Consider the following 13764-nt stretch of genomic DNA (forward strand, 5'->3'; position numbering starts at 1 on the left):
GGCCCCCGTCAGGGCGCTGTCCGTACGGGCACGACACGGCCGCCCAGCGCGATCGTGCCGTCCGCGTGCGGGCGCGTCAGGATGCGGGAGCCGGTGCCCTGGCGGACGTCCAGGGCCCGGCCGAGTTCATGGGTGAGGGTGAGCGCCGCCGCACCGGTGGCCTCGTCCTCCACGATGCCGTCACCGCGGCGCGGGAAGAAGCGGGCGCGTACCGTGCCCGCGCCGCGGTCCTGCCACGCCCACACGTAGAGCGGGCCGTCCCCGGGCGGCGGCCCGGTCAGCGCCTCCACGTCCGCCACCGTCGCGTACTCCTGCGTACGGCGCCCCGTGGACCACTCCGGCCGCCCGCGCACCCAGACGACCTCCCCCTCGTAGGTGACCGGCACCTCGCCGGCTCGCGGGTGCAGCGCGGCCACCGGCTGCCCGAGGTGCCGCAGGAGCCACGCCGTCCCGACCAGCGGATGCCCGGCGAAGGGCAGCCGCACGCTGGGGGTGTGGATGTCGAGCCGTACAGCGGCCGCGCCGTCGGCCACAGCTTCATCGGCGTCCGGCGCCTCCACGAACACCGTCTCGCTGAAGCCGAGTCCGGCGGCGAGGGCCTGGCGCGCGGCGCTGTCCGCTACGGCTGCTCCGTTCCGTACGACGCCCAGGGGGTTGCCACCCCGGCCGTCCGGGCCGCAGAAGACGCGTACGACGTGCAGTTCGGGAACCTCTGGCGCTGTCATGACCGTTATTCCATCGCGCGTGCGGCGGTAGCGGGCCACCGGGGGGCGGGCGCGCCACCACGCCGAAGTACCCGCCGCGCGGAGGCATGCGCGGCGGGTACGGCCGGCCCCTGGGCCCGGGGCGCGCCTGTGTGGGGTGTGGGGACGCGGCCCCTGGGGTGCGGAGCCCGGGGGAAGTGGGGGGTGGGGTCCGGAGGGAGGGTTACAGGGCGGTGCGGCGGCGTACGGCGTAGGTGGCGGCGCCGCCCGCGACGATCAGGGCACCGGCCACGCCCGCCAGCGCGCCGTTGGGCACCGTGGCGCCGGTCGCCGCGAGTGAGCCGCCCGCGCCGCTGCCACTGCTGAAGCTCGCGGAGCCACCGCCGGCGCTCCCGGAGCCGCCGGCGGTGACCGAGGAGCCGGACGCGGCGCCGTCCGCGGGCAGTTGGGCCTTGGGGTCGACCGTCACGGCGGCCGTCACCGGGTCGAGGGCCTGGCCGGGCTTGTACATGGCGTCGAACGCCTTGGACCCTGCGGCGGTCAGCGTCGCGGGCACGTTCTTGAGGGTGACGACACCGTTCTTGGCGGTGAGGGCGCCGGCGGGAATCTTCAGGTCGGCCACCGCCATGCCCGGTGTGTCGGTGACCTTGCCGGTGGCGCGCGCCTTGGCCGAGACGTCCGCGATCAGCGTGCCCTTGGTGCCGCTCGCCGTGACCTTGAGGTTGCTGAACTTCAGGTCCAGGACACCCTCGTGGCCGGTGAACCGGACCGAGCCGTTGAACTGGGCGGCCAGGGCGGCCTTGGCGGCGTCGTACGTACCGTGGCCCTTGGGGAAGCGGTAGCCCGCGGCGGAGGTGACGGCGCCGCCCGCGAGTTCGGCCTTGCCGTGCGCGATGGGGCCGGCGATGTATTCGCGGAAGGACTGCTTGACGCCCCAGTCGAGGGTGCCGTCGAGCACCTTGCCGGCGGCGGCAGCGGACGCGGCGGCGCCCGAGGCGGGGGCGGTGACCGCCTTCCGGTCCGAGGAGCCGGTGCCGGAACCGCTGCCCGAGCCCGAAGCCGAAGCCGAGTCCGGCCCCGAGCCCGCGTGCACACCCTGCTTACCGCCGGCCTGCTCCCCCTTCTTGCCGTCCTGGCCGTCCTGGCCGTCCTTGCCGTCCTTGCCGTCCTCGCTGCCCTGGCCGTTCCCGCCCGGTGCGGGCCGCGCCGGCTTCCCGGGCGTGCCCGCCGGGGTCACCGTCAGCGTGGCCGGGTCGAGTTCCTGGCCCTCCTTGTACATGCCGTTGAACGCTTCCGCGCCCTTGGCGGTCAGCTTCACCGGGATCTTCGCGAACGTCATCGCGCCGCCCGTACCGCTGCCCGGCCGCACCGCCGACAGGTCGAGCGAGGCCAGGGACACGTCGTCCTGTGTCCTGCCCGCCGCCGTGACGTCCGCGGTGATGGCACCCGACGTGCCCTTCGTGGCGACCCTCAGGTCCGCCAGTTCGATGTCGAAGCCGTGCGCCTTCGAGGTGAAGCGGACGCTGCCCTTGAAGGTGGTGGCGACGGCGTGGGTGCTCATGTCGTAGGTGCCGCTGCCGCTCGTGAAGGTGAACGGGCCGTTGTCCGGCGCCTGCCGCGCGCCGTCGGCGGTGGTGATCCCGCCGTGCGCCATGCCCGTGACGTACTTGCGGAAGGACTCCTTGACGCCCCAGTCGAGCGTGCCGTTCTTCAGCGGGATCTTCGGCGCTGCCGTGCCGGTCGCGGGGGCGGCCGCGGCGAAGGACGGCAGGCACAGGGCCGCGGTGGTGGCGGCGGTGGCGACGGCTGCCGCGAGGGCGAGCGGACGGCGTATGGCGGCCATGGTCGGTGGCTCTCCTTGGTGGGTGGGGGTGCGGTGGGGGTGTGCGGTGGATCAGTCCTGCGGGGGCGCCGAGGGGGCCGTACGGCGACGGCGGGCGCGCAGGACGGGGAAGGCGGCGACGGCGACGAGCAGCACGCCGGCCGTGACGAGGAGGACGACGGTGCGGGTGGCGCCGTCCGAGGCGGGCGCGGTGGGCGCGGCCTGCTCGGGGGCGGCCTGCTTCGCCTGCTTCCCGTCCGCCGCCGCGGCCTTGGGGTCGGTGCCGAGGTCGGGGAGGGCGGGCAGCGTGGCCTTCGGGTCGACGGCGACCGCGAGGGAGACGGGGTCCATGTCCGTGCCCTCCCGGTACAGGCCGCCGAACGCCTTCGCGCCGCCGGCGGTGAGCCGCGCCGGTGCCTCGGTGAGCTTGATCAGGCCCTTCTCCGGCGTGAGCCGCTTCGCCTCGAAGGTGGCCAGCGGAGTGCCCTCGGTGGTCCTGCCGTCGTGGGTGACGTCGGCGGCGAGGGTGCCGCGGCCGTCCCGCACCGTGACCGAGACGGCGGTGAGGGTCAGGTCCAGATTCTCGCCGGTGAAGTGCAGCTTTCCCGCGAAGTCGGCGTCCAGGGTGCCTTTTCCGGCGTCGTACGCGCCCTTGCCGCGCGGGAAGCGGAAGAGCGCGCCGCCGTCCTGGGCTCCGTCGGACAGCCGCCACCTGCCGTGGGCGAGGTTGCCGGTGACGTACTCGCGGAAGGTGCGGCGGACGCCCCAGTCGACGGCGGCCTCGGTGAAGGTGCCGCGCCGGGCGTCGCCGCCCTCGGTGCCGTTGTCGTCACCGTCGCCGTCGCCGGAGGCTTCCGGGCCGGGCGCCGGGCTCGGCCCGCCGTCCGCGCGTACGTCGGCGGACAGGCTCACCGGATCGAGTCGCGTGCCTTCCGTGTAGTACCCGGCGAAGGCGCGGGCGCCCTGCGCGGTCAGCTTCGCGGGGACGTCGGTCAGCGCGATGGGCGTACCGCCGCCCCGGGTGTCGACGCCGCCGAGTTCCAGCGTGGCGAGCGGTACCCGGGCGGCCGTGGTGACGCGGCCGGTGCCCTTCTCCTTGCTGGTCATGTCGGCGAAGAGGGTGCCGCGGCCGTCGGCGACGGTGACCCGGGGGCGGCTGATGGTCAGGTCCATCTCGTACGAGCCGTCCGGCTTGCGGTGACCGGTGAAGTGGACGCCGCCGGAGAAGCCGGCCGTCAGGGCGCCGCTGTCCGGGTCGTAGCTGCCGGTGGCGGAGTGGAAGCGGAACCGGCTGTCGCCGACCGTCGCGGCGCCGCCGTTCACGGTCCAACTGCCCTGCGCGATGGGCCCGGTGACGTACGACTGGAAGGAGGACTTGATGCCCCAGTCCAGCCGGCCGCCCGCGACCGTGCGGGCCGCCGCCTGGGCGGGATCCGCAGGCAGCGCGGGGAGCAGCGTACCCAGCAGCGCCGTCAGGAAGGCGGCGGCGAGCACGCGGGCGCGGCCGTGTGTACGGCCGCGGGCCGGTCTGAACGGCAGCATCGAGGACCCCTCCGAGATCTAGCGGTTAAGGTAAGGCTAACCTAAGCTAAGCGCGACCGAAGCGGAACCCCGGGAGTCACCCGGCCCCCCGCCCGCGCCACCGGACCCGGACAACTGACGTACACAGAAAGGCGGGACAGTGACAGCAACCTTCCGGGAGCAGGGGAGCCGGCGCCTGTCACGCCCCGCCGCGGCACTCGCCGCCACCCTGGCGCTCGCCCTCGCACTCGCCGGCTGCGGCGACGGTACGGACACCGCCGCTCCCCCGGCGAAACCCGCGGCCCGGCCCGCCGCCGACCGTGTGGAGCCGCTGTCCGGGCCCGCGCCCCGGCCCGAACTGCCCGCGACCGTACGGTCTGCGGACGGTCATGACGTGACGGTGCGCAAGACCGACCGGATCGTGCCGCTCACCGGCTCCCTCTCCGAGATCGTCTTCTCCCTCGGGCTCGGTGGCCGGGTCGTCGCACGCGACATCACCGCCACCTTCGAACAGGCGACGAAGCTGCCCGTGGTGACGCGCGCGCACGACGTGTCGGCGGAGGGCGTGCTCTCGCTCAAACCCGACGTGGTCCTCGCCGACACCACCACCGGACCGGCGGAGGCCGTCGGCCAGATACGCGACGCCGGTGTCCCGGTCGTCACGTTCAAGCCCGCGACGGGGCTCGCCGACGTGGACACCCGGATCGACGCGGTCGCGGCGGCCCTCGGCGTCCGTACGGCGGGCGACGCCCTCAAGGCCCGGACCGACCAGCGGATCGAGGCCGTCCGCAAGAGCATTCCGCACGGCGGCACGGAAGCGGCCGACCGCCCCCGGGTGGCCTTCCTCTACTTGCGCGGCTCCGCCTCCGTCTACCTCATCGGGGGCGCCCGCTCCGGTGCCGGCTCGCTGATCGAAGCGGCCGGCGGCATCGACGCGGGCAAGGAGTCGGGCCTGACGAAGGACTTCACACCGATCACGAGCGAGGCACTCGCCAAGGCCGCGCCGGACGTCATCCTGGTGATGACCAAGGGCCTGGAGTCCGTCGGCGGCATCGACGGGCTGGTGAAGATCCCCGGCGTGGCGCAGACACCGGCCGGGATGGACCGGCGGGTGGCCTCCGTCGACGACGGTGTGCTGCTCAACTACGGGCCGCGCACGGACGCGGTCCTGCGGTCCCTGATCCAGCAGATCCACGCCAAGGGGAAGTGAGATGACGCCACTCCCCCGGACGGATACGGACGCGGACAAGGACGCGGACGCAGGCACGGACAGGGGCACCGGCACCGGTACAGGCACGCGTACGGCCCCGGCCCCGGACCCGGCGCCCGGCGAAAGAACGGACGCCCCCGCACCGCCACCCCCGCACCGCTTCCCCCGCACCGCCCTCCTGACCACCGGCCTCGCCCTCGCGCTGCTGGCCGGCTGTCTGCTCTCCGCCGGGCTCGGCGCGTACCGCATCCCGCTCGGCGACGTCCTCGGCTCGCTGCTGCACCATCTGCACCTCGGCGGCGCGGAGCTGGACCGGGTCGGCGAGAGCGTGCTGTGGAACGTGCGGCTGCCGCGCGTCGTGCTGGCTCTGCTCGTCGGCTCTTCGCTCGGCTGCGCGGGCGCCCTGATGCAGGGCGTGTTCGGCAATCCGCTCGCCGAGCCGGGCGTCATCGGCATCTCGTCGGGCGCGGCGGTCGGTGCCGTCGGCGCGATCGCGCTGGGTCTCGGTTTCCTGGGCATGTGGACGGTCCCGGCCTGCGCCTTCGCCACCGGTCTGCTGACCGTCCTGGTCGTCTACGCGCTGTCCCGCTCGGGCGGCCGTACCGAGGTCGTCACGCTGATCCTCACCGGCATCGCGGTGAACGCCTTCGCGGGCGCGCTGATCGGCCTGTTCCTCTTCTTCGCGGACAACGCGCAGGTCTCGCAGATCACCTTCTGGCAGCTCGGTTCGCTGTCCGGGGCCGTCTGGCCCAAGGTGCTGGCGGTCCTGCCGTGCGCCGTCGCCGGGCTGGCCGTCGCTCCCTGCTACGCCCGCAAGCTGGACCTCCTGGCGCTCGGCGAACGCCCCGCCCGGCACCTCGGTGTCGACGTGGAGCGACTGCGCGTCGTGCTGATCCTGGTCGTCGCGCTGCTCACCGCGGCGGCCGTGGCGGTGGCCGGTGTCATCTCCTTCGTCGGCCTGCTCGTGCCGCACCTGCTGCGGATGGCCGCCGGTCCGGGGCACCGCTTCCTGATTCCGGGCAGTGCCCTGGGCGGCGCGCTGGTGCTGGTCGTCGCCGACCTCGCCGCCCGCACCGTGGCCCAGCCCGCGGAACTGCCGCTGGGTGTCCTGACCGCCCTGTTCGGCAGCCCGTTCTTCTTCTGGCTGCTGCGCAGGACCCGTCGCAAGCAAGGGGGCTGGGCATGAGCCGGGGCCGGATTCCGGTGATCGGTACGTGGTTCGGCGGGCGCTCCAAGGCGCTCCCCGCCCCCGTGTCCGCGGGGACGGCGTACGCGCGGGCCGACGGTCTCGGCGTGCGGCTGGGCGGCCGTACGGTGCTGGACGGCATCGGCCTGGAGGTGACCGCCGGCCAAGTGCTGGCGCTCGTCGGGCCGAACGGCGCCGGCAAGTCCACGCTGCTGGCCGCGCTCGCCGCCGACCTGCCCGCCACCACCGGCGAGGTACGGATCGACGGCCGCCCGGCCACCGCCTGGACCGCACCCGAACTCGCGCTGCGCCGGGCCGTCCTGCCACAGTCCGCCGCGCTGTCCTTCCCGTTCACGGTGGCGGACGTCGTACGGATGGGCCGCGCGCCCTGGGCGGGCACCCCGGGCGAGGACGAGGACGCGGCGGCCGTCGCGGAGGCGATGGCAGCGACCGAGGTGACCGGCTTCGCCGGCCGGCCGTTCTCCGCGCTGTCCGGCGGCGAACGTGCCCGCGTCGCACTCGCCCGTGTCCTGGCGCAGCGCGCACCCCTGCTGCTGCTCGACGAGCCGACCGCCGCACTGGACCTGCGCCACCAGGAACTGGTGCTGCGGCTCTGCCGGGAGCGGGCGGCGGCCGGGGCCGCGGTGGCGGTGGTCCTGCACGACCTGGGGCTGGCCGCCGCGTACGCGGACCGGGCGGCCCTGCTGCACGGCGGGCGGCTCGCCGCGCAGGGCCCGCCCGGCGAGGTCTTCGGCGCCGAGTTGCTGAGCCGGGTCTACCGGCAGCCGGTCGAGGTGATCGGGCATCCGCGCACCGGCGTTCCCCTGGTCATGCCTTTGCGTGAAGCCTGAACCGGCCGGTGCCCCGGCGCGGCCCGTCCCCTGCCCCCGTCCGCGCCCCGGCACGGCCGTTGCGTCCCGTAATGGCCGGTGGGGCCGGGCGTCCGGCAGGTCACGGTGCGGATGCTGTTGCCGGTCCCCGCGCCCGCCCGCTCCCCCGCCCCCGGTAGGGTTGCGCCGAATCTCGCCACCCCGGCGGCCGCCCAGGCCGCCCCGGCCCCGGTCGCCCCGAAGGAGCCCGAGCCCCATGACACGCAGGTCGCCGTTCCGGGTGCCCGTAGCGCTGACCGCCGCGAGCGCGGCGCTGCTGACGCTGAGCGGGTGCATGACCGTGCACGGCGAACGGGAGATGCTGCCGGCGGTGTCGAAGGACGAGGCCGCCACGGCGCTCCAGCAGTTCGTCGACGGCTTCAACACGTCCAACACCAAGCTGGACCCGAAGGTGAACCCGACCTACGAGACGGACTCGCTGCTCGCCGTCGACCAGGCGCTCACCAAGGCGGGGCAGGCGATCAGTCCGCAGGGCAACCCCAAGTTCCCACCGCTGAAGCTGACCAGCCCGACGTTCACCGTGCCCAAGCAGGCGGGCTGGCCGAAGGTGTTCCTGGCGGACGCGGTCAGCAACCGCAACAACACGCGGTGGTTCCTGGTCTTCACCCGGGACGCGGTCGGCGCGAAGTGGAAGGCCAGCTATCTGTCCTCGCTGGCCGACGCCGAGATCCCGCAGTTCAAGACGGACCAGGACGGCTTCGCCGAGGTGGTGCCGGCCGACGCGAAGGACTCCGGGCTGAAGATCGCGCCGGGCAAGCTGGGCGCGGCGTACGCGGCGTACCTGGACACCGGCAAGGGCGACACCTTCGCCCCGGGACCGCACACCGACCGGTGGCGGGCGCTGCGCGAGCGGCAGGGGCGGCAGCCGGGCTCCCGTATCCAGTACGAGGACCAGGCGTCCCCGTACGCGCCGGTCGCGCTGCGCACCAAGGACGGCGGGGCGCTGGTCTTCTTCTCGACCTACTACCACCAGCAGAAGACGGTCTCCGCGGGGTCGCGGATCAGCATCGGCCCGGAGCTCAAGGGGATCATGGAAGGTCCGGCGAAGCCGTCCGACCGGATGACCTTCACGACCCTGTCGGAGCAGGTGGTGAAGGTTCCGGCGGCGGGCGCCGCCGGGAAGGTCGGTGTCCTGCACCGGCTGGAGGCGAAGACCTCCGCGAAGTCGCTGTAGGCGGGACGCGCGTCGCCGGAAGCGGGACTGCGCGTCGCTTCAGGCGGGACCGTACGTTGCTGGAAGCTGGACCGCACGGGTTACGGGCCTCCGGTTACGGGACGCCGGGCGTGGGTCCGGCGGGTCCGGCGGCCGTACCGCGGACCCGGTCGCGGGACGGGCGTCAGCGGCCGATCGGCCAGGCGGCCGCTTCGTGGTCGTGGTCGGGCTGCTGGTCCGCGTAGGCGGCGCAGGCGTCGGTGAGCGACTCCAGCAGCGTCAGCGGGTCCGGCACCGGCCGCTCGGGGCCGCGCAGCCAGGACACCGCGGGCTGGTCACCGGGCAGGCGGGAGGGCGGCAGGAGGACGTAGCTGCCGCGGCAGTGCCAGCGCAGGCCCGGATGCTCGTCCATGGTCTCCGGATGGCAGTCCAGCTCGCAGGGCCACCACTCGTCCTCGTCGTCCGGGGTGCCGCGGGTGGCGGTGAAGAACAGCATCCGGCCCTGTCCGAGCGCCGCGCCGCTCAGCGCGACCGGGCCGACCTCGATGCCGGCCGCCTCCAGCCGCTCCAGGGCGCTGCGGCCCGCCTCGGCGGGGACGTCCAGCACGTCGTGGGCGATGCCGGTGGCGGTGATGAAATTGGCCTGCGGATAAGCGCGCGCCCAGCCGGCGACCTTCTCGCGGTCGGTGCTGGCGACGGTCTGCCAGCCGAAGGAGACGGGGTGCCGCCCGGGCGTGGGACAGCCGATGCGCTCGCAGGAACAGCCGTAGCCGGAGGGATGCGCGGCGGGGGCGAGCGGGAAACCCGCGTCGGCGACCGCCAGCAGCAGGTCCTCGCGGCCTTGCGCGGCCGCCGATCCCGTGTCCGTATCGCCGCCGTCCGAACCGCTCCTCGGCCGGCGAAGCCACTGGGAGAACCTGCTCTTGCGTTCCATCTATCCCCTCACTTCGAGCGGTGGTCTGGGATCAATGCTGCCACCATCCTCCTCTTCGGGTGACCGGAGTGCGGATCCGGGGTGACCGGAGAACGGGCGAATCCCACCAATACGGTCGGTTTCCACCCCACTTCGTTCACTTTCCTTTACCTTGCGCGCCCCCTGGGTGATCCCGGCGCCTCACCCCGGAGTGCACCCGCGGGAGGGGCCGGGCAGAGGCGCGGGCCAGGCGCGGGCGCGGATCAGACGGAGGCGCGCGGCCGCAGACCGGCGAGCACCATGTCGACCAGCGTGTCCACGTACGCGTACGTCAGCTCGCCGGTCCGCATCAGCCAGCGCTGGGAGAACGGGCTCAGCACCATCTCGGCCGCCACCCGCACGTCCACGTCCGGCCCGATCTCGCCCGCCTCCTGGGCGGCCCGCATCCGGTTCACGTACACCGCGATCCCGGGCTCCAGCAGCCGCTCGACGAAGCGCGCCGACAGCTCCGCGTCGTTCGCGCCGGCCGCCGCGAGCGCGCGGTAGGGGGCCTGCCACTTCTCGTCGTTGAATTCGTCGGCGGTGGCCCGCAGGACGAACTTGAGGTCGGCGGCGAGGTCGCCGGTGTCCGGCAGCCCGGCCTCGTACCCCTCGACGTCCTGGGTGAAGGCGTCGAGCAGGACGGCGGCCTTGGAGGGCCACCAGCGGTAGATCGTCTGCTTGCCGACACCGGCACGGGAGGCGATGCCCTCGATCGTGAGCTTCTGGTAGCCGACCTCGCCGACCAGGGTGAGGGCCGCGTCGAAGATGGCACGGCGGGAGCGTTCGCTGCGGCGGGAGGCGTCGGGCGCCGTCTTGTTGGCCATGCCCGGAGTCTACCGATCGGTGAGGCGAGACGTATCGTCTTGACAAGACGGCGCGTCTCGCCCAGACTCGGCATCGAGCGAGACGAACCGTCTCGTTGTTCGGCGGACGAAGGAGACGATCCCCATGAGCAAGGGAAGCGCGGGCAACCTGCTCGGCGTCGGCGGCACCCGCAGCAAGCTCTCCCGCGGCGCGCTGCGCGGCGGCCGGGGCGGCAACGGCGTGGGCGGCGGCACCGACCCGATGGCGCAGCGGCGCGCGCTGCTGCGCCGACTTCAGGAGCAGCGCGGCGCCGGAGAAACCCGCCAGGGGTGAAAACCACCCGATCGGATCACTGCGCAACAGGCTCCTCACGGAGGACGATTTGAGCGCGTACGCACCTCGTACGCCTCCGCGTCCCACCCACCGTGAGGAGCCTTCCTTGCGTACTGCCCGACGCAGCGCCCGGTTCCGGCGCTACCTGATGTGCCCGCCGACCCACTTCAAGGTCAGCTACTCCATCAACCCCTGGATGGACCCGGACAAACCCGTCGATCTGCCGCTGGCGCTGGCCCAGTGGGAAGTGCTGCGCGACCGCTACCGCGCGCTCGGCCACACCGTCGAGGAGCTGCGGCCCCGCCCCGACCTGCCGGACATGGTCTACACCGCGAACGGCGCCACCGTCGTGGACGGCCGGGTGCTCGGCGCGCGGTTCGCCTTCGAGGAGCGCCGCGGCGAGGCCGCCGTCCACGCCGCGTGGTTCCGGGACCACGGCTTCACCGAGGTCCGCGAGCCGGAGAACGTCAACGAGGCGGAGGGTGACTTCCTGGTCACCGCGTCGTGGCTGCTGGCCGGGCGCGGCTTCCGCAGCAGCCCGCTCTCGCACGCCGAGGCGCAGGAGTACTTCGGCCGCCCGGTGATCGGCCTGGACCTGGTCGACCCGCGCTACTACCACCTCGACACGGCGCTGTGCGTGCTGGACGACACGACGGACTCGGAGGTCATGTACTACCCGGGCGCCTTCTCGGCGGGCAGCCGGGCCGTGCTGGCCCGGCTCTTCCCCGACGCCCTGATCGCCTCGCGTGCGGACGCGGAGGCGTTCGGGCTGAACGCCGTCAGCGACGGGCGGCACGTCCTGCTGCCGCAGGCCGCGGTGGGACTCTTCGCTCCGCTCCGCGAGCGCGGGTACGAACCCGTCGGCATGGACCTGACGGAACTGCTCAAGGGCGGCGGCAGCGTCAAGTGCTGCACGCAGGAGCTACGGGCCTGACGCCCGGCCCCCCCGAGCGCGGGTGGAGCGGTCAGCCGGCCGGCCGCTCCCAGGCGTCGCCCCATTCGGCGTCGCGGGCGGCCTTGTAGCGGTCGCCGTGCCGTTTGGTGACCGTGTCGCGCCGCAGTCCCTGCTCCGTGCACAGGTCCAGCAGGACCTGTCCCTTGCGGAGCTGGGGCTTGCGGACGATCCGCGCCGGGGCGGCGGCCGCGCCGTCCACCGCGTCCGTGCCGCCCACCGCGTCCGGCCGCACCGCCGCGACATAGCTGAACTTCTCGTCCTCGTACGGCAGCGAGCCGCCCTTGACCTGGCGGTGCAGCGAGGAGCGGGCCACCCGGGCGGCCAGGTGGCACCAGTCCTCGCCCGGCACGATCGGGCACGCACCGCTGTGCGGGCACGGCGCGACGACGCGCAGACCGGCGTCGGTGAGCTGCTCGCGGGCCTCGCGGATGCGCAGATAGCCGTCCGGGGTGCCGGGTTCGATCAGGACGGCGGCCCGCGCGCCGGCCGCCGCCGCGACGACCGCCCGGCGGTCCTCCGGGCGCAGCTCGCCGAGCACGTACGAGACGGTGACCAGGTCCGTGCCCTCCGGGACCGTCATGCCCGCGCCGATGACCCGGCGCTGCCAGTCCGTGTCCGGCAGAACGCCGTCGGCCAGCTCGCGGCCCAGCTCCAGCGCCGGTTCGGCCCAGTCGTACACGGTCGTGCGGTGACCGTCCCAGGTGGCCGCGACCGCCCAGGTCGCGGCGCCGGTGCCGCCGCCGATGTCCACGTGGGAGGCGGGCGCCCAGCCGGGCAGCCGTGCCGCGAAGGCGTCCAGCGCGTGCCGTACGGCCTCGAAGGTCGCGGGCATCCGGTAGGCGGCGTACGCGGCGACATCCGCGCGGTCCCTGAGGACCGGGGCGTCGGTCGGTGTCCGGCCCCGGTAGTTGGCGATCAGCCGGTCGACGGCCCGCGCGGCCTGCGTGGGCGGCAGGCCGTCGAGCAGGCCGGCCAGTGCGGCGCGCAGTTCGTCGTGCATTCCCGCCATTTTACGGGGCCGGGGCGGGCGCCCCGACCCGTCTCACGGCGGGCCGGGACGCCCGGGACCCGCCGGGAGCCGCCCCGGGCCGCCCCGTCCGGCCCCCGGCGGGCCGCCGCCGTCCCGTACCGCCCGCGCCAGCCGGGTCGCGGCGGCCGCCCGCGGCGCGCTGCCCGCCTCGCGCCGCCGCGGATGGACGGTGTTGGCCAGCAGCACCAGGAACGTGTCGGTCGCCCGGTCCAGCACCAGGCTCGTACCGGTGAACCCGGTGTGCCCAGCCGCGCCGCGCCCCGCCAGCTCGCCCATGAAGTACGGCTGGTCCACGCCGAAGCCGAGGCCCGGCGGGTCCAGCAGCAGCGCCACCGACTCCGCGCTCAGGATGCGGTCCCGGCCGTACGCGCCGCCGCTGAGCAGCGTCCGGCACAGCACCGCCAGGTCCTGCGCCGTCGAGAACAGGCCCGCGTGCCCGGCGACGCCGCCCAGCGCCCACGCGTTCTCGTCGTGCACCGCGCCGCGCACCATGCCGCGGTCGGCCTTGGCCCACGGCCGCCGCTGGTCCTCGGTCGCGGCCACGCCCTGCGGAGCCAGCGGCCCGAACGTGGTGCTGGTCATGCCCAGCGGGCCGGTGATCCCGCGGGCCACGAGGGCGTCCAGCCGCAGGCCGGTGAGCCGTTCCAGGATCAGCTGGAGGGCGATGAGGTTGAGGTCGGAGTAGCGGTACGTGCTGCCGGGCGGCGCGGCGGGCGCCGCCGCTTCCTCCCACAGCAGCTCCAGTTGGGCGGCGCGCCCCCGGCGCTCGTAGAACGGCAGCTCAGGGCGGAGTCCCGAGGTGTGGGTGAGCAGGCTGCGGACGGTGATGCCGACGGCGAAGCCGGGCAGCCAGCGGCCGGCTGCGGCGTCCAGGTCCAGCAGGCCCCGCTCGGCCTGCTGGACGGCCACGATCGCGGTGCACAGCTTGGTCAGGGAGGCCAGGTCGAAGACGGTGCCGACGCGCATCGGCTCCCGGAGTTCCCGGGGCAGTTCCACCCCGCGGTCGTCCTCGGGGTCGTAGCCCGCATAGCGCAGCGCCCAGCCCGCCGCCTCCTCGGCGGCGACCACCGGGCCGCGCCCGGCGAGGACCACGGCCCCCGCGCACCAGGGCGCGGGCCCCTCGGTCGCCTCCCGTACGCCGTGGACCAGGCGCCGCATCCAGGCGGGGTCCAGCCCCGCGGCGGCGGGGGTGCCGTGTCGC

General features: G+C 74.5%; 13 protein-coding genes. 6 read left to right on the forward strand and 7 right to left on the reverse strand.

The features are described from left to right. Positions 1-8: 8 nt before the first annotated feature. The 3 genes from AB0A97_RS02515 to AB0A97_RS02525 form a co-directional block, all read right to left on the reverse strand. Positions 9-725, reverse strand: coding sequence for a PhzF family phenazine biosynthesis protein (locus tag AB0A97_RS02515; protein ID WP_361143356.1), 717 nt, complete (start codon positions 723-725; stop codon positions 9-11). A gap of 202 nt (positions 726-927) precedes the next feature. Continuing rightward, positions 928-2547: an HtaA domain-containing protein gene (locus tag AB0A97_RS02520; RefSeq protein ID WP_361143359.1), complete on the reverse strand. Its 1620-nt coding sequence runs from the start codon at positions 2545-2547 to the stop codon at positions 928-930. A gap of 51 nt (positions 2548-2598) precedes the next feature. Beyond that, entirely contained in the window at positions 2599-4068 is a 1470-nt protein-coding gene (locus tag AB0A97_RS02525) for an HtaA domain-containing protein (RefSeq protein WP_361143362.1), read from the reverse strand. Between the two features lie 139 nt (positions 4069-4207). Between AB0A97_RS02525 and AB0A97_RS02530 the strand changes: the two genes are divergently transcribed. The 4 genes from AB0A97_RS02530 (at position 4208) to AB0A97_RS02545 (ending at position 8507) form a co-directional block, all read left to right on the forward strand. Further along, the gene (locus AB0A97_RS02530; protein WP_361143365.1) at positions 4208-5257 is read left to right on the forward strand and encodes an ABC transporter substrate-binding protein; all 1050 of its coding nucleotides are present in this window, start codon (positions 4208-4210) and stop codon (positions 5255-5257) included. 1 nt (position 5258) lies between these two features. After that, a complete protein-coding gene (locus AB0A97_RS02535) occupies positions 5259-6443 on the forward strand; it encodes an iron ABC transporter permease (protein ID WP_361143368.1) in 1185 nt (394 codons plus the stop codon). Beyond that, positions 6440-7294, forward strand: coding sequence for a heme ABC transporter ATP-binding protein (locus tag AB0A97_RS02540; RefSeq protein ID WP_361143371.1), 855 nt, complete (start codon positions 6440-6442; stop codon positions 7292-7294). The genes AB0A97_RS02535 and AB0A97_RS02540 overlap by 4 nt, the downstream gene beginning before the upstream one ends. A gap of 235 nt (positions 7295-7529) precedes the next feature. Beyond that, positions 7530-8507 carry a hypothetical protein gene (locus AB0A97_RS02545; protein ID WP_361143374.1) on the forward strand — a complete coding sequence of 326 codons (978 nt, stop codon included), beginning with the start codon at positions 7530-7532 and terminating at the stop codon, positions 8505-8507. Between the two features lie 163 nt (positions 8508-8670). Here AB0A97_RS02545 and AB0A97_RS02550 read toward each other — a convergent pair whose 3' ends face one another. Continuing rightward, positions 8671-9420, reverse strand: coding sequence for a bifunctional DNA primase/polymerase (locus AB0A97_RS02550; RefSeq protein WP_125056680.1), 750 nt, complete (start codon positions 9418-9420; stop codon positions 8671-8673). Positions 9421-9662: 242 nt separating this feature from the next. After that, positions 9663-10265, reverse strand: a complete 603-nt coding sequence (locus AB0A97_RS02555) for a TetR/AcrR family transcriptional regulator (RefSeq protein ID WP_361143377.1) — start codon at positions 10263-10265, stop codon at positions 9663-9665. A 124-nt stretch (positions 10266-10389) separates the two neighbouring features. On the opposite strand from AB0A97_RS02555, the gene AB0A97_RS02560 reads away from it, so the two are divergent. Together AB0A97_RS02560 and ddaH are read left to right on the forward strand one after the other, a co-directional pair. Then, positions 10390-10578, forward strand: a complete 189-nt coding sequence (locus AB0A97_RS02560) for a DUF6243 family protein (protein WP_361143380.1) — start codon at positions 10390-10392, stop codon at positions 10576-10578. A 106-nt stretch (positions 10579-10684) separates the two neighbouring features. Continuing rightward, positions 10685-11512 (forward strand): dimethylargininase, encoded by an 828-nt coding sequence (ddaH, locus tag AB0A97_RS02565; RefSeq protein WP_361143383.1) that lies wholly within the window; start codon positions 10685-10687, stop codon positions 11510-11512. Positions 11513-11543: 31 nt separating this feature from the next. On the opposite strand, the gene AB0A97_RS02570 is transcribed toward ddaH, so the two are convergent. Next, positions 11544-12533: a small ribosomal subunit Rsm22 family protein gene (locus tag AB0A97_RS02570; protein ID WP_361143386.1), complete on the reverse strand. Its 990-nt coding sequence runs from the start codon at positions 12531-12533 to the stop codon at positions 11544-11546. Between the two features lie 42 nt (positions 12534-12575). Continuing rightward, positions 12576-13721: a serine hydrolase gene (locus tag AB0A97_RS02575; protein ID WP_361143389.1), complete on the reverse strand. Its 1146-nt coding sequence runs from the start codon at positions 13719-13721 to the stop codon at positions 12576-12578. Positions 13722-13764: the final 43 nt, after the last annotated feature.

This window comes from Streptomyces sp. NPDC045470 (assembly GCF_040646595.1).
Lineage (GTDB): Bacteria > Actinomycetota > Actinomycetes > Streptomycetales > Streptomycetaceae > Streptomyces.